The organism is Mesorhizobium wenxiniae, from assembly GCF_002284535.1.
GTDB lineage: Bacteria > Pseudomonadota > Alphaproteobacteria > Rhizobiales > Rhizobiaceae > Mesorhizobium > Mesorhizobium wenxiniae.
In genome coordinates this window covers 1-18,493 of the sequence record NZ_NPKH01000016.1, presented here as the reverse complement: position 1 = coordinate 18,493, position 18,493 = coordinate 1, and the positions used below count along the sequence as shown (strand labels likewise).

General features: G+C 63.4%; 15 protein-coding genes. 11 read left to right on the top strand and 4 right to left on the bottom strand.

The features are described from left to right. Positions 1-36 precede the first annotated feature (36 nt). Complete coding sequence (locus CIT31_RS07980) at positions 37-1,011, bottom strand: sugar-binding transcriptional regulator (protein ID WP_095518157.1); 975 nt, start codon at positions 1,009-1,011, stop codon at positions 37-39. A 456-nt stretch (positions 1,012-1,467) separates the two neighbouring features. Between CIT31_RS07980 and CIT31_RS07975 the strand changes: the two genes are divergently transcribed. From CIT31_RS07975 to CIT31_RS07950, 6 genes are read left to right on the top strand one after another with little or no spacing between them, the layout of a single operon-like run. Next, a complete protein-coding gene (locus CIT31_RS07975) occupies positions 1,468-2,868 on the top strand; it encodes an SWIM zinc finger family protein (RefSeq protein ID WP_095518156.1) in 1,401 nt (466 codons plus the stop codon). Continuing rightward, positions 2,865-4,304 (top strand): DUF5691 domain-containing protein, encoded by a 1,440-nt coding sequence (locus CIT31_RS07970; protein WP_095518155.1) that lies wholly within the window; start codon positions 2,865-2,867, stop codon positions 4,302-4,304. The genes CIT31_RS07975 and CIT31_RS07970 overlap by 4 nt, the downstream gene beginning before the upstream one ends. A gap of 18 nt (positions 4,305-4,322) precedes the next feature. Next, on the top strand, positions 4,323-5,402 hold the full coding sequence (locus CIT31_RS07965; RefSeq protein ID WP_095518154.1) for an ATP-binding protein: 1,080 nt from the start codon (positions 4,323-4,325) through the stop codon (positions 5,400-5,402). A gap of 6 nt (positions 5,403-5,408) precedes the next feature. After that, positions 5,409-7,667, top strand: coding sequence for a DUF5682 family protein (locus tag CIT31_RS07960; protein WP_095518153.1), 2,259 nt, complete (start codon positions 5,409-5,411; stop codon positions 7,665-7,667). Further along, positions 7,660-8,901, top strand: coding sequence for a VWA domain-containing protein (locus tag CIT31_RS07955; protein WP_095518152.1), 1,242 nt, complete (start codon positions 7,660-7,662; stop codon positions 8,899-8,901). Before CIT31_RS07960 ends, CIT31_RS07955 begins: the two co-directional genes overlap by 8 nt. 5 nt (positions 8,902-8,906) lie before the next feature. Continuing rightward, on the top strand, positions 8,907-10,298 hold the full coding sequence (locus CIT31_RS07950; protein ID WP_095518151.1) for an FAD-binding oxidoreductase: 1,392 nt from the start codon (positions 8,907-8,909) through the stop codon (positions 10,296-10,298). A gap of 36 nt (positions 10,299-10,334) precedes the next feature. Here CIT31_RS07950 and CIT31_RS07945 read toward each other — a convergent pair whose 3' ends face one another. Both CIT31_RS07945 and CIT31_RS07940 read right to left on the bottom strand, forming a co-directional pair. Further along, positions 10,335-11,264, bottom strand: coding sequence for a pseudouridine-5'-phosphate glycosidase (locus CIT31_RS07945; protein ID WP_095518150.1), 930 nt, complete (start codon positions 11,262-11,264; stop codon positions 10,335-10,337). A gap of 30 nt (positions 11,265-11,294) precedes the next feature. Beyond that, a complete protein-coding gene (locus CIT31_RS07940) occupies positions 11,295-12,404 on the bottom strand; it encodes a carbohydrate kinase (protein ID WP_095518149.1) in 1,110 nt (369 codons plus the stop codon). A 173-nt stretch (positions 12,405-12,577) separates the two neighbouring features. On the opposite strand from CIT31_RS07940, the gene murQ reads away from it, so the two are divergent. Next, the gene (gene murQ / locus CIT31_RS07935) at positions 12,578-13,501 is read left to right on the top strand and encodes an N-acetylmuramic acid 6-phosphate etherase (protein ID WP_095518148.1); all 924 of its coding nucleotides are present in this window, start codon (positions 12,578-12,580) and stop codon (positions 13,499-13,501) included. Positions 13,502-13,695: 194 nt separating this feature from the next. Next, positions 13,696-14,826: an anhydro-N-acetylmuramic acid kinase gene (locus tag CIT31_RS07925; RefSeq protein WP_095518147.1), complete on the top strand. Its 1,131-nt coding sequence runs from the start codon at positions 13,696-13,698 to the stop codon at positions 14,824-14,826. A gap of 144 nt (positions 14,827-14,970) precedes the next feature. Here CIT31_RS07925 and CIT31_RS07915 read toward each other — a convergent pair whose 3' ends face one another. Further along, positions 14,971-16,149 carry an MFS transporter gene (locus tag CIT31_RS07915; protein WP_095518146.1) on the bottom strand — a complete coding sequence of 393 codons (1,179 nt, stop codon included), beginning with the start codon at positions 16,147-16,149 and terminating at the stop codon, positions 14,971-14,973. Positions 16,150-16,197: 48 nt separating this feature from the next. Here CIT31_RS07915 and CIT31_RS07910 point away from each other — a divergent pair, with 48 nt between their 5' ends. The 3 genes from CIT31_RS07910 to CIT31_RS07900 all read left to right on the top strand — a co-directional run bounded on the left by CIT31_RS07910 (position 16,198) and on the right by CIT31_RS07900 (position 18,415). Next, a complete protein-coding gene (locus CIT31_RS07910) occupies positions 16,198-16,737 on the top strand; it encodes an Lrp/AsnC family transcriptional regulator (protein ID WP_095518145.1) in 540 nt (179 codons plus the stop codon). Between the two features lie 141 nt (positions 16,738-16,878). Next, positions 16,879-17,418 (top strand): dihydrofolate reductase family protein, encoded by a 540-nt coding sequence (locus CIT31_RS07905; RefSeq protein ID WP_095518144.1) that lies wholly within the window; start codon positions 16,879-16,881, stop codon positions 17,416-17,418. 22 nt (positions 17,419-17,440) lie between these two features. Next, positions 17,441-18,415: a sigma-70 family RNA polymerase sigma factor gene (locus CIT31_RS07900; RefSeq protein WP_095518143.1), complete on the top strand. Its 975-nt coding sequence runs from the start codon at positions 17,441-17,443 to the stop codon at positions 18,413-18,415. Positions 18,416-18,493: the final 78 nt, after the last annotated feature.

The window sequence follows — 18,493 nt, the reverse complement described above, 5'->3', positions numbered from 1 at the left end:
TCCTCCACAGGGTAGTTTCAATCGAATGGTTGCCGGCTACCCGACCGGCGTCTGCTCCACGAGTGATCGCGCCGTCCGCTCATCGGTGACCAGGCCTTTGAGATAGCGGCCCTCCAACACCGACTTGATGGCACGAACCTTCACCTTGCCGCCGGCAACGGCGACAATCCTGCGATTGCTGATGTCTTCGCGCGCCAGCGCCAGCGCCCGGTTGGAAAGGGTCGTCTCGACCGCTTTTCCAGCATCGTCGAAGAAATGGCCGAGCAGTTCGCCGACGCCGCCCTTGCGGCGGATCTCCTCCATTTCACCCTTTTCGATCATGCCGGTGGCGACCAGCGACGCCTCGCGCTCGGCGGTGCCGATACCGGCAATGAGCAGGCCGGCGGCCTTGCCGAGATCGAAGACCTCGCTGATGCCTTTCTGCCCGAGCAGCACGGTTCGATCCTCGACCGTGTTGGCGAACATCGGCACCGGCATCACATAGGCTTCCGCGCCGGTCCGTTCGGCCAGACGGTGAATGACGTCGTGCGGATTGGCCGAGAACTTGCGCGTCAGGCCGCCAAGCAGCGAAACGAAACGGGTCTTTTCGGCCGATATGCGCGGCAGATATTCGACGCAGGCGGCAAGCGTGCGGCCATGACCGACGCCGATCAGCGTGTCCTCGCCGCGTTCGATTTCACGCTTAAGGAACTGCGCGCCGGCAATGCCAAGCGCCTTGAGCGGCAAGTCTTCGCCATCGAAGTCGGGGACGACCTCGCAATAATCGAGGCCGTAGCGGCTGGACAAATCATCTTCAAGCGCGACGCATTCCGAGACTTCGCCATCGATATAGACTTTGACCAGCCCTTCCTGATTGGCCTTGGTGATGAGGCGATGCGCCTTGAGGCTGGTCAGGCCAAGTCGCTTGGCAACCTCCGACTGGGTCAGGCCGCCAGCATAATGAAGCCAGGCGGCACGTGTCGCCATACTGGTTTCATCGTCGCGCAGGAGGCCGTTTCCAAAACCAACCATTTCCGCCCTGAGATATTTTTATCAGCTGGTGCAAAATTTTTCACAAGGCGTTGCAGGAGTCAAGCACCGCACGGTTCAAATCGCACAAAAAGGCGCCAAAAAGATTCAGCCCGCTGGAGCGCGATCGTGCAGGTTAGCGCCCGTTGAAGTGTCGGGCCTGTCGACCTGAAGGGCAAAGGCTGAACGGCTCGCTCCAGCGAACCAGTTGCATGGGTTGCTAACTTGCTCCCGTCCACTGAGCGCACAACTGGGCTGGCCGACGCCAAACGCCGTTTTGCTGAAAATCCTCTGCCTGCCGAAATGGCGGTGGACCGCGCTTGCGGATCAGGTGAATTCGGCCGCATAAGATAAGATCGAGAAGTATCGATCTTCGCTTCACGAGAGCTACAATAATTCTTCACAAACGGCTATCTATCCTGGCGACAGGCGTTTGGTTCGAGTCACGAGGGGCGCGGCTTGGAATTCGATTTGAAGACCATCGAGGCGCTTGCCCCCGATCAGGCGTCGCTGAGCGCCGCCTCCAAGCTAACCAAACGATCGAGCTGGCCGCGGCTGGAAAAGAATGAGCAGCAGGCGCTCATCTGGGGTGAATGCCAGGGCTCCGGCTCCAATCCTTATCGGGTGGTGATCGACACAGGCGACCACGGCTACAAATGCACCTGCCCATCGCGAAAATTCCCGTGCAAGCACACGCTGGCCCTGATGTGGATTGCCGCCACTGCGCCAGCCAGTTTTGCAGCCGCTGAATCGATACCGGAATGGGTGAATGACTGGCTCAGCCGGCGCAGGAAGACGACGCCACCGCCAGCGCAATCGACATCCGGCGCGGCAGCCAAGAGCATCGATGAAGCCGCACGGACGGACCAGAGCGCCGCGGTCGAAGACGTTGCGGCGGTGGAGCGTCGTGAGGCAGCGCAGCGCAAGCGGGCGGAAGACACACGACAAGCAGTGTCGGCGGCGCTAGATGAACTCGACCAATGGATCGCCGACCAGTTGCGGCTTGGCCTTTCGGGTTTTATCGACGGCAGCAGCGACCGTTGCCGCCGGATTGCTGCGCGGCTGGTCGACATGAAGGCAACCGCGCTTGCCGGTCGCATCGACGAGATCCCATCGCGGCTGATGGCGCTACGCAGCGAAGAAAGACCGGATGCGGCGATCCGCGAGCTCGGCAAGCTTGTGCTGCTGGCCAAGGCGTGGCGGTCGGCGCCTGACGATCCCGAGCTGAAGCGCCTCGTATCGACGTCTGAGACCCGCGAACAGGTTCTGGCCAATCCCGATGCAAGACAGGTCGAAAGCTTCTGGGAAGTTCTGGGCGAGAAGATCGAGAGCCGCCGTGACGGTCTCGTCAGCCATTCGACCTGGCTGCTTGATCTGAAGAGCACTACCCCGCAATTTGCCGTGCTGCTCGATTATTTTCCGGCTTCTGCCGGACGCCGGTCCAACGCTTTTGCTCCGGGCGATCGTTTCGATGCCCGGCTGGTCTTCTATCCATCACGCAAGCCGCTCCGCGCACTGGTGGCGGAGCGCATGGGTGAAGTGATATCCGGCGCGTGGCCTGATTTCAGCTTCGGCGCTGCAAAGGACCCACTCGCCACGCATGCTTCCTATCAGGATGCTGCACCTTGGATTGCCGATTGTCCTCTCATGCTGCCGCCTGGTGCGATCCTGGTCGACGACCGGGGCACAGGCTGGTGGCAGGCCGCGGATGATCCGCAAGGGATCGCCTTGCCCATCGCAGGCGCGGTAAATCAAACATTGCTCGGCCTCGACCTTGCCGCCACGGCAGCGCTCTGGGATGGCGCCCGGCTTGACCTTCTGGCGGCGCAAAGCGGGTTCGGGAGGCTTGACCTGTCGTGAACGAGGGCGAGCAAACAGGCCTGGCGACAATGCGCGATTGCTGGATCACCGGCGGCGCCGCTTTCGATCTGGCTCCGACCGCCTGGAAGACGATCGCCGGCGGTGCAAGTCCCGACGAGCAGGAGCGCCGACTCCTTGCAATCGCAGCACAAGCGCTCGACGTCGCCCTGCGGCCTGCGGCGCCGAAGACACTCAAGCGCCGTCCCCCGCTGCCCAGGCTTGCGCTCCCTATGCTGCCGGAGCGGTTGCGGCCGCTGTTGAGAGCCGCTCTGAAACACGCCGTCGACGCGAGACGCAAGACGCGCGTGGTGACGCTTGTCGCCAGCCGCGGCTTTGTCCTCCATCCGATGGACTGGATGCCCTCGGATCAGAACAGTCCGGACGTCTACGCTCCCTGGATCGACTGGCAAGCAAGCTTCGACGGGGAGAGACATGCCCCACTAGAGAAACTGACGGCGGAAAATTGGGATGAATTCTATCCCGCCGCGCGACGCATCGCGCTGGCAAACATGCGACGCACGGAATCGGCTTCGGCTCGAATGCTGATCGAGGCCAAGGCATCGGGCGAGCCGGCCGAGGTCAGGCTTGCGCTCATCGAACTCATGCGCGTCGACCTGAATCCTGAGGACGCGCCGTTCCTTAAAAGCCTCTCCGCCGACAGGTCCGGCAAGGTGCGCGAACTGGCTGGCCGGCTGCTGGCAAGGCTGGGAGAGCACGGCCACTTAAGCGAAGGCGGGGCGGATGACCCCGCAGTCGAACTCGCCGCCTTCATCAGCGAAGGCAAATCCGGCTTCATCCGCCGCCGGACAACTTACACGCCGGCGAAACTGAAATCCCCAGCGCAGGAAAAGCGCCGCGCCGAATTGTTCGAGACCTGCAATCTGGTCGACCTTGCCGCACGGTTCGGCACTACGGAACCCGAATTCATAGGAGCCTGGCAATTCGGCACCGACAACAACGCTGACATCCTAATCGCCCGAATGGTCGCCGCTTCAGGCAGCGACGCTGCGGTGACGCAGATGGCGGATACACTTGTCGCGGATGGCGGCAAACCGGCGCTGTTCGTACTGCACCTCACGCCGCGCCTGGACAGTCGCAGAAAACGAGCCCTCGTCCGGCTGATCCTCAAGCAAGCAAATTACCTCAGCGCGATCAATCTTGCGGAAGGCATTGATGCTGGCTGGCTGGAGTGGGACGATCTCTCGAATGGGTCGGCTCTTGCGGGGTTGCGTTCCGCCGTTGCGGGAAACGACGAAGCCGTGCGGCGGGGCGCCGACGATATACTGGAATCGCTTGGCTTTCTTGCCACAGCGACCACAGCGGCAAAATTGATCGACGAGGTGGTCGCAGCCGGCATGCCGCCCGCGGCCCCATCACTCAGCGTCCTGCGTCTCAACGCGGCGCTGGCCGAACATCAGTCTAGAACCGACCCATGATCAATCCGGAGAATAGATATGAACGCTGCCATCCGTCTCCCGGTCGAGCAGGCCTATGCCTCTGAATTGCAGGCGCTGGCGCGCGGTGACGACAGGCAAAAGCCTGCCGGCTGGAGCCTCTCGCCACAGGCTGTGCTGACCTATCTGCTGGGCGGGAAGGCCGGCGACGGCACGCCGGTAACGCCAAAATATGTCGGTCGCCGCCGATTGATGGAGACCGCGGTGGCAACGCTCGCCACCGACCGCGCATTGTTGCTGCTCGGCGTTCCCGGAACGGCCAAGTCCTGGGTGTCGGAACATCTGGCCGCCGCCATCATGGGCGACTCGACGCTGATCGTGCAGTGCACGGCCGGCACCGACGAGAACCAGATCCGCTATGGCTGGAACTATGCGCAACTTCTGGCAAAGGGCCCGAGCCAGGAAGCATTGGTGCCGACGCCGCTCTACCGCGCCATGCAGACCGGCAAGCTCTGCCGACTCGAGGAACTGACGCGCATGGGCTCGGACGTGCAAGACACGCTGATCACCGTGCTTTCCGAAAAGATGATGCCGATCCCGGAATTCAACACATCGATCTATGCCCAGCGCGGCTTCAACATCATTGCCACGGCAAACAATCGGGACAAAGGTGTGAATGAACTCTCCTCGGCACTCAAGCGTCGCTTCAATGTCGTGGTTCTGCCATTGCCGGAAGACATGGCTGAAGAGGTGGCGATCGTCTCCAAGCGGGTCGATGAGATGGCCGGCGGGCTCGACCTGCCGGTGCCGAAAAATGTCGGCGAGGAGATAGCCCGGGTATTGACCATCTTCCGTGAATTGCGGGCCGGTGCGACCGCCGACGGCAAGGTGACGCTGAAGACGCCCTCGGGCTCGCTGTCGACCGCCGAGGCGATCGCGACGATGGTTGGCGGGCTGAGCCAGGCGGCGTGGTTCGACAGCGGCAAGCTCGGCGCCGAAGGTCTCGCCGCCAGCCTTGTCGGCGCGATCGTGAAAGACCCGGTTCAGGACAAGGCAGTGCTTGAGGAATATCTGGAAACAGTGCTCAAGAAGCGGCCCGACTATGCCGGCTACTATGCGGCCTTGAACGCAGCGATCTGACGCGCCATGGGGCACAACGACGTCGCCTATTTCGGCATACGCCATCACGGGCCGGGTTCCGCCGACAGCCTTGTGCAGGCATTGCAGGATTTGCAGCCGGGCGCCGTGCTGATCGAGGGGCCGATCGACGCCTCCGCGCTGCTGCCGTTGCTGGCCCGCCCGGAAATGCAGCCGCCGGTAGCACTGCTTTGCTATCGGGAGGAGGATCCGGCTTCGACAAGTTTTTGGCCGTTCGCCGAGTTTTCGCCGGAATATCAGGCGGTGCTTTGGGCCGTGGACAACAAGGCGGCGTTGCGCTTCATCGACCTGCCGTCGCCGGCGCGCTTCTCGGAAGCGGCGGTCGAAGGCGCGGAAAAAGTCGATGCTGACGAAGCGAAGGAATCAAGCGAGCGTGATGATGTGGCTCCGCATCGGCGTGATCCGATAGGCACGCTGGCCCGCGCCGCCGGCTATGAGGATGGCGAAAGCTGGTGGTCGGACATCATCGAGCAGAATCCGGAACCAGGCCCGATATTCGCGGCCATCTCCGACGCGATGATGACGCTGAGGGATGGTGAAGGCTCGATCGCTGAGTTCGAGGCCCAGCGCGAAGCGCATATGCGGCTCGAAATCGCTGCGGCGCGCAAGGAATTCGACGGACCTATCGCCGTCGTCTGCGGGGCGTGGCATGTGCCGGCACTGCAGGCGACACACCCGCAGAAAAACGATCAAGCCCTGCTCAAGGGGATCGCAAGGCGCAAGAGCACGATGACATGGGCGCCGTGGACGGGACCGCGTCTGGCGCTGGGCTACGGCTATGGCGCGGGCGTCGTCGCACCCGGCTGGTGCAAGCATCTCTGGCGCACGCGCGGCCGGCGCGATGCAGCAACCTTGTGGCTTGCAATGATTGCAGCGGTGCTGCGCGTGAAGGGTCACCTGGTCTCGACCGCTTCGCTGATCGAAGCGGAGCGGCTCGCCCGCACGCTCGCCGCGATTCGCGAGCGGCCGAAACCCGGGTTTGAGGAATTGCGCGACGCCGCAATTGCGGCTCTGTTCAATGGCGAAGCGTTGCTGTGGGCCCTGGTCGAGGCCGAGCTGCTTCTAGGTGCGGACGTCGGCGAAATTCCACCCGACACGCCGTTGGCGCCGTTGATCGAGGATCTGCAGCGCAACCAGAAGGCGGCGCGGCTGAAACCTGAAGCGCTGGAGCGGGAACTATCCGTCGACCTGCGAAGCGACAGCGGGCTGTTTCGTTCGACATTGCTGCATCGGCTGAACGTGCTTGGTGTGCATTGGGGCAAGTTGACGGACGCCGGTCGCAGCCGTGGCACCTTCCGTGAGCGGTGGACCCTGGCCTGGGAGCCGGAATATGCCGTTCGCCTGGTGGAGAACCTGATCTACGGGCCGACCATCGAAAAGGCTGCCAACGGCCGCCTGATCCAGATGATCGAAGCCGCAGCAACCCTCGATACTCTTGCGGTACTGGTCCAGGGCGCCATCACGGCAGGCCTGTCGGAAGCATCGACGGCCGGTCTCGGGGCCCTGGAGGCGCGCGCGGCGCGCAGCAGTGAATGCCTGGAGATTCTGGCCTCGATGCCGCCGCTCGCCGACATCATCCGCTACGGCGAGGCCCGCAAGACGGAGACGAACCGGCTTTCCGGCCTGATGGAGCGGCTAATCGTCGAAGGTGCGATCGCGCTTCCCTATGCGGCACGCGACCTGGATGAGCAGGCCGCCGCGACGCTGGCTAGCGCGATGCGCAAGGCCGACGAGGCGATCAGGCTGGTCGAGCCCGGGGAAGACGTGCTGAACGGATGGCGCAACGGGCTGGCTGCCGTGCTGGAGGGGTCGCGAGCGACGGCGCTGCTGGCCGGATGCGCCGCGCACCTGCTCTATGAGGCCGGCCGCCTGTCCGCCGAAGCCGCAGCCAGGCTGCTCGGGCGACGCCTGTCGCCGGGCACGCCGGTCGCCGAGGCGGCGGGGTTCTTCGAGGGCTTCTTCAGCACAGCCGGTCAACGGCTGATCTATGACGAAGGTCTGCGCGGCGCGGTCGATTCCTGGCTCAAATCTCTCGACGAAGATGCTTTCATCGCGCACCTGCCGTTGCTGCGCCGCGTCTTTTCCAATCTGGACAGCATGGAGCGCCGGCGGCTGATCGAAGCGGTTCTCGGCCGCGCCGCGCGCTTGCCGGCTGGCCTGACGCCGACGCCGGATGGCGGCGAGGCATGGCGCCGACACCTGGAACGGCTTGGACCATTGCTCACGGGAGGAAACGGCAATGGATGACGAGGGCGAAATGAACGGGCCCGGCCCACTCACTGCAGATGCCGGAGGGGAGCGCCGCTGGCGCCTGGCGATCGGCGCCGATGACGAGGCGTCGGCGGCACTTTCCAGCGACGACAAACGACTTTCGGCGGCACTCGATGCTCTCTACGGCGATGGTGCCAGCGCGGCGGCCAGTGACCCGCGCAAGCGGCGTGGCGGGCTTGGCCGTTCGGCACCGCGCGTTGCGCAATGGATGGGCGATATCAGGTCCTTCTTTCCCGCGCAGGTCGTTCAGATTGTCCAGAAGGACGCTTTCGAACGGCTGGACCTGAAGCAGATGCTGATGGAGCCGGAGTTCCTCAAGGCGATCGAGGCCGACGTCAACCTGGTCGCCGACCTGATTTCGCTCCGCTCGGTCATGCCGGCCAAGACCAAGGACATCGCCCGCACGATCATCGCCGACATTGTCGCCAAGCTGATGCAGAAGCTGGAGCAGAAGACCGCCGAGGCGATACGCGGCGCGCTCGACCGATCGAGGCGCACCAACCGTCCGCGTGCGCGCGATATCGACTGGCAGCGCACCATCTCGGCGAACCTTCGCCACTACCAGCCCGAGCACAAAACCATCGTGCCGGAGAAGCTGGTTGGTTTCATGCGCAAGCAGCGCCGGCTGGTCGATCTTGACGAAGTCGTTCTCTGCGTCGACCAGTCCGGCTCGATGGCGAGCTCGGTGGTCTACGCCTCGATCTTCGCGGCGGTGATGGCCTCGCTGCCGGTCGTGCGCACCAAGCTCGTCTGTTTCGATACGGCCATCGTCGACCTTACCGAAGAACTCAGCGATCCCGTCGAAGTGCTGTTCGGCGTGCAGCTTGGCGGCGGCACCGATATCAACCAGGCCGTCGCCTATTGCGCCGACCGTATCGAGCGGCCAACCAAGTCGCATCTGGTGCTGATCACCGACCTCTACGAGGGCGGCAATGGCCAGGAGTTGCTGCGGCGGCTGGCGGCGCTGGTTCGATCCGGCGTCAATGTCGTCGTGCTTCTGGCACTGACCGACCAAGGCCGGCCCGGCTACGATCCGGCAATGGCAGGTTCGGTTGCCGCACTTGGCATTCCGGTCTTCGCCTGCACGCCGGATTTGTTTCCGGACATGATGGCGGCGGCATTGCGCCGGGAAGATATCGGCGCCTGGGCGGCGGGAGCCGACATCAAGTTGGTTCGCACCGAGGCCGAAGCGCCCAGGGCGAACGAGTGAGCCCCATGTCACAGAAGGTTGCCGAGCTCCTGTCGCGGCTGGAAAAACGGCTGGACAGATCAGCGATCGTTTCGGCCGACGAGGCCGGACCGCGTTACAGGGAAGATCCCGACGGCAAGACCGGCGCACTGCCGGAGTTCGTGCTGCGTCCGTGCAGGACCGGCGAGGTGTCGGACATACTGCGCCTGTGCAACGAGGCGCGGCAGAGGCTTGTCGTCCAGGGTGGCCGAACCGGGCTTGCCGGTGCGGCTCGCATCCAGCCCGGCGAAGCGGTGCTGTCGCTGGAGCGCATGACGGCGATCGAGCCGCCCGACCGCGAGGCGGCAACGATCGTCGCCGAGGCCGGCGCACCACTACAGATGGTGCAGGACGCAGCCGATACGGCCGGCTTGCTGTTCGGCGTCGACATCGGCGCGCGCGGCACGGCCACGGTCGGCGGCAATGTCGCCACCAATGCCGGCGGTATCCGGGTGCTGCGCTACGGCATGTACCGCGCGCAGGTGCTCGGTCTGGAAGCGGTACTTGCCGATGGCAGCATCCTGACGTCGCTCAAGGGCTTGTCCAAAGACAATTCCGGCTATGATCTCAACCAGCTCTTCATTGGCAGCGAAGGCACGCTGGGCGTCGTCACGCGCGCCTGCCTGCGGCTGCACCCGAAGCCGGCCACCGAGGTCAACGCCTTCTGCGCGCTTGCGTCGCTCGACGCGGCGATCGCGCTGCTTGCGCTGCTCAGGCAGAAGCTCGGACCCCTGCTCTCGGCCTATGAAGTGAATTTCGCGCCGCTCTATGGCGCCATGGTCGCCGGCATGGATGCGCCGGCGCCGCTGCCCGTCGGCTCGCCCGTCTATGTGCTGGCCGAGATACAGGGCAGCGAGCCCGACCGCGACGGCGAACGTTTTGCCGATGTGCTGATGCAGGCGGTCGAGGACGGCGTGATCGACGACGTGGTGGTCTCGCAGTCGCCGCGCGAATTCCGCGCGCTGTGGGCGGTGCGAGAGGACGCCAATCGCTTCCTGTTTTCGATAAAAGGCCTGGTCGGCGTTGATGTCAGCATCCCGCTGGCGAGAATGGGCACTTTCCTGCGGGAAACGGAAGCTGCGGTCCAGGCCGTTGACCGCAACGCCGACATCTACGTCTTCGGCCATCTCGGCGATGGCAATCTGCACTATCAGGTCCGCACGGTGGATCCGGCGGCGGCATACGACATCGTCTATCGCAGCGTGGCTGCGGCCGGCGGCGGCGTCTCGGCCGAGCATGGCATCGGCCTCGACAAGAAGGAATGGTTGCACCTTGTGCGCAGCGATGCCGAGATCGCCGCCATGCGGCGCTTGAAAGCGGCTTTCGATCCGAACAATATCCTCAATGCCGGGCGGGTTTTCGATCTCGGGCCCGCCTGAAATCGAAGGCCGGTAGCGCCGGCCGGGGTGCTGAGCCTATTTGGCCATGCGCTTCAACCGCGCATGCGCCACCGCAATACGGGCGGCAAGCGCGGCGTTGTTGCGGACCAGCGCGATATTGGCCTTCAGGCTGCGACCCTGCGAAAGCTCGTTGATGCGGGCGAGCAGGAACGGCGTCAGTTCCTTGCGCCCGATGCCGCGTTTCTCGGCCTCTGCCACCGCTGCCGTGATCGTGCCGTCGATGAAGGCCGGATCGAGCGCATCCACTTCCGGAATTGGATTGGCGACCAGGATGCCGGTGCCCGAGCCGATCTGCTCGTGCAGCAGCATGGCCTGCGCAATGTCCTCGGCCGTATCGAGGCGGTGATCGGCTTTCAGTCCGCTGGAGCGCGTATAGAAGGCCGGAAAATCGTCGCTCTGACAGGCAATCACCGGCACGCGCTGGGTCTCCAGATATTCCAGCGTTTTTGCAATGTCGAGGATCGATTTCACGCCGGCGCAGACGACGGTCGTGCCGGTCTGGCCGAGTTCGGTCAGGTCGGCCGAGATATCGAATGTGGCTTCGGCGCCGCGATGCACGCCGCCGACGCCGCCGGTCGCGAAAATACCGATGCCGGCGAGTGCGGCGATCCGCATCGTCGCCGAAACCGTGGTTCCGGCCGAGCCGCCGCCCACCATGATGGCGGCGAGGTCGCGCCCGGAGGCCTTGACCACGTCTTTTGCCGCTGCCAGCTGCTCCAGCTCACGGTCATCGAGCCCGACTTTGATCTTGCCGGCGACCACCGCGATCTTGGCAGGCACAGCACCGTTCTCGCGCACCACGGTTTCGACGCCGCGCGCTGTCTCCAGATTGGCCGGATAGGGCATGCCATGGGTGATGATCGTCGATTCCAGCGCCACCACCGCGCGGCCTTCCCGGAGTGCTGCCGCGACTTCGTCGTTCAGGTGGAGAAGAGAAGGTTTCATCGTCGTCTCGCTTTCAGGGTTGGCTCGCGTTCAGGCGGGAATGCGGTACATGCCGGCGGTGAGGAAGCGCGGCGACAGGTCGGGATGAACGCTGGATTCGCTTTCGGTGGTCAGCGTGGCGAGCAGCGCGCCGGTGCGCGCCGCGTCGAGCACGGGATCGCCCGAAAGCACCTTGTACATGGTGCCGGCAATCATTGCATCGCCGGCGCCGGTGATGTCGACGGCGCAGGCCGGGACGGAACGCATCGTCGCCACGCCGCTCTCGGTCGCCACCGCAAATCCATGAGCGCCCATGGTCACGATCACCTCGCCGGCGCCGGCCGCGCGCAGCGCCGCTGCAGCCTCCTTCGGCTTAAGCCGCTTGTCGGCATCGATGATGCCAAGCAGCGTATTGGCCTCGTCGTGATTGGTGAACAAAAGGTCGATGCCGGTCAGGTCCTTCGGCAGGCGTGCCGATTTCGGCGACGACACCGTGTCGACGGCGAGCCTGAAGCGCGCGCCCTGCTTGCGTGTCATCAGCGACTTGATCGTCGCAGCCGGCAGGTTGCAATCGATGAACACCCATGTCGCCGAAGCAAGGTGCGGCCAGAAGCGGTCGAGATGGGAGGGCGAAAACAGATCGAATATCTCCATGTCGGCGATGCCGAGCACGAGATCGTTATTGAGGTCGAGGATCGCTGCATATTCCGCCGTTGGCCGCTCCGTGGTGGTGATGACCTGGCTGACATCGGCGCCGAGGTCGCGCAGATGGCGCACCAGCGAGCGGCCGGTCTCGTCGTCGCCGACAATCGAGACGAAGCTTACGTCGACGCCGAGGCGGACAAGGTTCTCGGCGACGTTGCGGGCGACGCCGCCGAAGCTGCGATAGCCGTCGACCGGGTTCGACGTCCCGAAGATCAGATCCTTCCTGGCGTGGTACTTGCGGTCCAGGACGGCGCCGCCGATGCAGATCATGCGCTTGGAGGCCGGCAACACATAGCCGCGACCGAGAATGTAGCCCTTGTTGACGAGCTGCACGATGTGGGCCGCGACGGTCGAGCGGGCAATGCCGAGCGCGCTCGCTATATCCTGCTGGCCGGCGAAAGGGTTCGCCGCGATGAGATCCAGCACTGCCTGTTCCTGTGCTCCAAGGTCGTCCATCGCCTCACCCCGGCCCGCGCAATTCATGGCTGGACTTTGATCAACAACAAATGATGTTGTCAACATTTGTTTGAGGCAACGGGGTCCGCCAATGCCAGCCGCTGGTACTGGTCAACGCCTGGCGCCGCATCACATTACTTATTGCCGATGGCAAGAAGTTTGAAAGCAAGCTGATGAACGAACAGGAGTTGATGTCGGAGCTGGAACGGTTGGTTTCCGAGGACCGGAACCCGAAGACGATGGATATCGACCTGCTGCCAACCATCGAGATCCTGCGCAAGATCAATGACGAGGACAGCGGCGTTCCGGCCGCTGTCGAGAAAGTCATTCCGGAAATTGCTGCCGCGGTAGACCGGATCGTTAGTGCGTTTCAAAAAGGCGCGCGGCTTGTCTACATCGGCGCCGGCACGAGCGGCCGGTTGGGAGTTCTCGACGCGTCGGAGTGTCCACCGACATTCGGTGTGCCCGAGGACATGGTGCTCGGCCTGATCGCGGGCGGGCCCAAAGCGCTGATGCGGGCTGCGGAAGGCGCCGAGGATGATCCGCAACAAGGCATGAAGGCACTGCAGGACATCAAGTTGACCGCCGACGATGTGGTGGTCGGCATCGCGGTCAGCGGCCGCACGCCTTATGTGATCGGCGGTTTGACCTACGCAAAGCAGGTGGGAGCGACGACAGTGGCGCTCTCCTGCAATCCCAGGTCGACCATTGCCGGCATCGCCGACATTGCCATCTCTCCGTTTGTCGGCCCCGAGGTTCTCGCCGGCTCGACCCGGCTGAAGTCGGGAACCGCGCAAAAGCTGGTTCTCAACATGCTGACGACAGCCAGCATGATTCGGATCGGCAAGAGCTATCAGAACCTGATGGTAGACCTTAATCCCAGCAACAAGAAACTCGTCGCCAGGGCGGTTGGGATCGTGATGCAGACCACCGGCTGCACAGCGCAGCAGGCACGACAGGCGCTCGACCAGACCGGCAAAGACGTAAAGCTGGCGATCCTGGTGACAATCACCGGCATGAGCGTCAAAGAGGCGCGGCAAGCCCTCGACAATGCGGGAGGATTCCTGCGAAAGGCGATAGGCGAAAAGCCTGGGTGAGGATGAGGGCTGGCGGCGGCCGGCTGTGCAGGGACGGTCGGGCATACCGCTTTACCGGCATCGGACTGTGGATCGACCTCGACAAAGGCAAGGCATGGACCTTGCTCGCCAAACGGATCCATCCGACACATCATTCAACAGCGGAATCGCTTCGCCAATCGGTCGGCGATCTCGCCAATGGAGCCTAACAAATCATGATTGCGAAAAGTGACCAGCCAATCTGGGCCGTCGGCCTGATGACCGGCACCGTCCTCGACGGCAATATCGACGTCGCGCTGATCAAGACCGATGGCGAGCGGATCGCGGATTTCGGCACCTACACGCTGGCACCCTACCCCAGGTCGATCAGGACCCTGCTGGAGGAGACGCTGGATCAGGCCAGGGTGTGGAATTTCACCGGACCGGAGCCGGCGATCTTTCGCGAAGCTGAAGAAGCGCTGACGCGCGCCCAGTCAGCGGCGGTCAAGGACCTGGTCGAGAGCTATGGATTGACGATGGCCGATGTCGGGGTCGTCGGCTTCCATGGCCAGACCGTGCTGCATCGTGCTCCGCACGTCGGCCGGCTCGGCCAGACCCGCCAGCTCGGCGATGGCGAGTTGATGCATGCCATCCTGGATACCAAAATTGCCTACGACTTCCGCTCGGCCGACATGCGCGCCGGCGGGCAAGGGGCGCCGCTGTCCGCGACCTATCACGCCGCGCTGCTACGCGATGCCGACGCCAGCGGCGACACGGCCGTTCTCAATCTCGGCGGCGTCGCCAACGTCACGTGGTGGGATGGCAAGGACAATGTCGTTGCCTTCGACACCGGACCGGCCAATGCGCCGTTGAACGATTTCATCAAGTCCAAAGGGCTCGGCGAAATGGACCGCGACGGCGCGCTGGCCCGCACTGGCACTGTCGACGAAGCGCGGCTGGCCAAGCTCTTGCAGCATCCCTATCTGGCCACGCCCTATCCAAAGTCGCTGGACCGGTTCGACTTCGGCGCAGCCATGGCGGATGGGATGAACGCTGAGGATGGCGCTGCACTGCTGACGGCCTTCACCGCCGCCGCCGTCGGCAAAGCGCTCGACCTCCTGCCGCACCGGCCGAAGCGGCTGGTGGTCAGCGGTGGCGGCCGCCACAACCCGACGATCATGGCCATGCTCGCCAGCCGTGCCGGTGTCGAAGCCGTGCCGGCGGAGGCGCTCGGCTGGAAGGGTGACGCGGTGGAGGCGGAATGCTTTGCCTTCCTTGCGGTTCGCGTGCTCAGGGGCCTGCCGATCAGCTTCCCGACCACCACTGGTGTGCCACAGCCGATGCGCGGCGGACGCCTCGCCGGCTAATCAAGCCGACAATTCTTCTACAGGAAGACGCGGCTGCGGCCGACGGGAAGATCGGGAAGCACGCCGAAAGGCCGATAACCCCGACGCTCATAGACCTTGACCGCCTGGGGATTGAACGTCTCGATCAGCCGCGTGGCTCCGCGACTACACGGACCGCGGCGAACGCCACACCGCCGCTGAGGCCGCGACCAGCATGAGCAACGCTGCGACCACGGCCGATGCCGCAAAACCAAAGCTGGAATAAAGCGGTCCGAAGGCCGTGGTTCCGACAAACACCGCGAGATAGGTCACGGCGCTGTTCAGACCCATGATCGTGCCGCGCCGCGCCGGATCGAGCGCCGAGAGGCGCATCACCAGGACGTTCAGTCCAAAATGATTGGCAAGGCCCCAGATCCCGACCATCGCGATGGTCAGATGGAAACTGCCGCCTGCCGCGGCCAGCGCGATATAGACGATCGCGACGAGGAGATAGGCGAACGGCATGACGCGTCGCGCGCCAAGCCGATCGATCACGCCGTCAAGAAGTGCCGCCATGCCGAAGCCTGCGCCATAGGCGAGCGCGGCCAAGCCGTTGGCACTGACCGGCCGTCCCAAGCCATTGTGAAGGTGATCGCCGAGATAGCCGTAGACACCATAGAAGGCGGTCATGAAGGCGCCGCAGGCGACCAGAAGCGGCACTATGCCGGGCACGGCCAAAGCGCCGAGCGGCGTCGGCGCCGGGCCGCTTTTCCTGACATCGCTCAGCGACGTCAGCGTAAGACCGGTCAATGCGAGCGCCGCAAAGACCGCTACCGCCGCAAAAACAGCGCGCCAATGCACGAAGTCGGCAAGCACCGCCGATAATGAGACGCCGGCCACCATGCTGAGGGTCCATCCGGTCAGCACGACGCCGATCGTCCCGCTTTCGCGGCCAGGCGGCGCAATCGCGGCCGAGCTGGCATAGATTGCCGGCATGGCGATACCGGCAGCGATGCCGGCGAGAAGCTGGGCCGCAACCAGCGTCGTTACCGTCGGCGCGGCAGCGCTGGAGACAAGTGCTATCGCCAGCAGCAGCAACGCCCCTTGCAGCATGCGACGGGCGCCGAGCCGATCTATATAGCGCGCCAGGAACAAGGCGCTTGCCGACGTGCCAAGACCGAACGCAGCGGACGCGATCATGACGGCCGGCACGCTCGTCGTAAACGACGCGGCCACTGCCGGTGCTATCGGACCGAGGACCAGCGAGTTGGAGCCGATCACGGCTATGCATCCGGTCAGCAGATAAGCGAGCGCCGGGATAGGCGGCCTTGCCGTCAAAGTTGCGACTTGATCACTGTTCGACATATGGCCATAATGGCCGTATTAAATTCTGTATCAATAAGGAACTTCATTATGGATGAAGAAACAGATGGCGTTCCGCAGAACCGGCCTGCTGCCCGCGACGTTGACGCAACCGACCGAAAGATATTAGGCGTTCTGGTCGATGACGCCACGATCAGCTATGCCGAGCTCGGTGATCGCGTCGGCCTGTCGCCGCCGGCAGCGCATGAACGGGTGAAGCGGCTTCGGCGCAGCGGCGCCATCCGCAACACCGCGGCGATCATCGATCCCAAGGCGGTGCGCAAGCCGTTGCTCGCTTTCGTGCACATCGACACCAAGGGTTGGGGAAAGACCCCCGAACTGATGGCGATTTCCGAGCGCCCCGAAGTCGAGGAGATTCATTCGGTGGCCGGCGACACATGCATGCTGATCAAGGTCCGCACCGAGGACACTCGGGCGCTCGAAGGCCTGCTGTCGCGGCTTTACGAAACGCCCGGCGTCACCTCGACACGAAGCTACGTGGTTCTGTCGACCTATCTCGAGCGGCCGGTGCAGCCCGGGATCACGACAGAATGGCCGTCGCCCCGGCACATGGCCAAGCCGCTGTATTAGTTCAAACGATCTTCACGCGCGTATCCAAAATCGAACCGGGAACGTCTTAGCTATCGGGTGCCTTGTCACGATCGAGGGACCGGTTCGTTCGCCGGTTCTCGATCATGACGGGAAGGCCTGCTGCGCAACCGGAGACGTGCAATGAGAAAATTGATCGTGGGCAGCTTCATTTCGCTGGACGGCGTCATCGAAGCACCAATGGACTGGGCTTCGCCCTTCTTCGACGAAGAAGCCAGGGAGCATTCTTACCAAAAGGCTGGCGAGGCGGATTTTTTCCTGCTCGGTCGCGTGACCTATGAAATGTTTTCGGCGCGCTGGCCGCAGGTCAAGGGTAGCAAGTATATGGATCGCATGAACGGGCTGAAGAAGCTTGTCGCATCACGCAGCCTCAAAGACGTGAGCTGGAACGCGTCGCTGATCGAGGGTGATGTCGCCGCCGAAATCGCTAGGATCAAGCAGCAGGCCGGCGGGGACATACTGAAATATGGGGTGAGCAATCTCGACCAGACGCTGCTCGCCAACAAGCTTGTCGACGAGTATCAGCTCTCCATCGTGCCCACCCGTGTGGGCCATGGCAAACGCGCTTTCCAGGATATCGACCCGTCCCTGGTCAAGCTGGAGCTTGTGAACACGCACCGGTTCAAGAACGGCGTCATCACGCTGACCTATATCCCACGGTGATCCGTCTCTGGATATTGATACCATGAAGATGCAGCCAAGAATCGATCCAACCGGGCTTTTTGACGTCCGCTACGCCGCGTTCCTGGAGACGGTCGCACATTTGCGCGGACGGCTGCACCGCTACTGTGCACGCATGACAGGTTCGACGCTCGACGGCGAAGACGTCATGCAGGAGGCCCTGTTCGAAGCCTATCGGAAGATCGAGAAGCTTGACGATCCGAGCGCTCTTCGCCCTTGGCTGTTTCGCATTGCGCATAATCGCTGCATCGATTTCCTGCGAAGCAGACAAGCACGCGAGCGTGCGGAGGCCAATTTCGTCGAAAACGAAATCATCCTGCCGGTCGAGCCGCCGGGCCAGGGCGCCGATCGCGCGATCGAACGGCTGGTGATCCACCTGCCGCCCAAGGAACGCGCCTGCGTCCTGCTCAAGGATGTATTCGACTATTCGCTGGAAGAGATCGCCGGCCTCGTCGGCTCGACCGTGGGTGGCGTCAAGGCGGCGTTGAGCCGTGGACGCTCTAAGCTGGCGATGCTGCCAAACGAACCAGACGTCCGTTCGGAGTTCCAGCGCAATGCCGAGCTTTCAAAATTGCTCAACCGCTATGTCGAGCTTTTCAATCGCCGTGACTGGGATGGCGTGCGGGCGTTGACCAGCGCCGATGCCCAATTGCGGGTCGCGGATTGCTTCAAGGGCCAGTTGTTGGAATCGCCCTATTTTGTCGAGTATGAAAACGCCCAAATGACCTGGAAGATGGTGACTGGCGAGATCGATGGCGAAGCGGTGCTGCTCGTGCTCCACCGCGGCGAAGGCGGTTGGAAACCAGCCCATCCGGTTCGGATCGAAGCGATCGACGGGGTCATAAACCGCATTGCCGATTATTACGCCTGTCCCTGGATAATGCCGGCGGCCAGAGCGGTGTTCGTTTCCATCCCCAACCAACCGGGCGCATGCCCGGGCAACAAACGGGACGATGCAAGTGTCCGGCATCAACCCTAGAGCGGGATGAGATTTGTAAGAGTCGTGGGATTCCCAAATCATCGCAGTTCTGATTCAACATTCATGCTGGGAGGAGGC

Excerpts from the sequence above, each read along its gene's own strand:
- CIT31_RS07980 (WP_095518157.1), bottom strand. The coding sequence starts at position 1,011 with ATGGTTGGTTTTGGAAACGGCCTCCTGCGCGACGATGAAACCAGTATG.
- CIT31_RS07965 (WP_095518154.1), top strand. The coding sequence starts at position 4,323 with ATGAACGCTGCCATCCGTCTCCCGGTCGAGCAGGCCTATGCCTCTGAA.
- CIT31_RS07960 (WP_095518153.1), top strand. The coding sequence starts at position 5,409 with ATGGGGCACAACGACGTCGCCTATTTCGGCATACGCCATCACGGGCCG.
- CIT31_RS07955 (WP_095518152.1), top strand. The coding sequence starts at position 7,660 with ATGGATGACGAGGGCGAAATGAACGGGCCCGGCCCACTCACTGCAGAT.
- CIT31_RS07950 (WP_095518151.1), top strand. The coding sequence starts at position 8,907 with ATGTCACAGAAGGTTGCCGAGCTCCTGTCGCGGCTGGAAAAACGGCTG.
- CIT31_RS07945 (WP_095518150.1), bottom strand. The coding sequence starts at position 11,264 with ATGAAACCTTCTCTTCTCCACCTGAACGACGAAGTCGCGGCAGCACTC.
- CIT31_RS07940 (WP_095518149.1), bottom strand. The coding sequence starts at position 12,404 with ATGGACGACCTTGGAGCACAGGAACAGGCAGTGCTGGATCTCATCGCG.
- murQ (WP_095518148.1), top strand. The coding sequence starts at position 12,578 with ATGAACGAACAGGAGTTGATGTCGGAGCTGGAACGGTTGGTTTCCGAG.
- CIT31_RS07925 (WP_095518147.1), top strand. The coding sequence starts at position 13,696 with ATGATTGCGAAAAGTGACCAGCCAATCTGGGCCGTCGGCCTGATGACC.
- CIT31_RS07915 (WP_095518146.1), bottom strand. The coding sequence starts at position 16,149 with ATGTCGAACAGTGATCAAGTCGCAACTTTGACGGCAAGGCCGCCTATC.
- CIT31_RS07910 (WP_095518145.1), top strand. The coding sequence starts at position 16,198 with ATGGATGAAGAAACAGATGGCGTTCCGCAGAACCGGCCTGCTGCCCGC.
- CIT31_RS07905 (WP_095518144.1), top strand. The coding sequence starts at position 16,879 with ATGAGAAAATTGATCGTGGGCAGCTTCATTTCGCTGGACGGCGTCATC.
- CIT31_RS07900 (WP_095518143.1), top strand. The coding sequence starts at position 17,441 with ATGAAGATGCAGCCAAGAATCGATCCAACCGGGCTTTTTGACGTCCGC.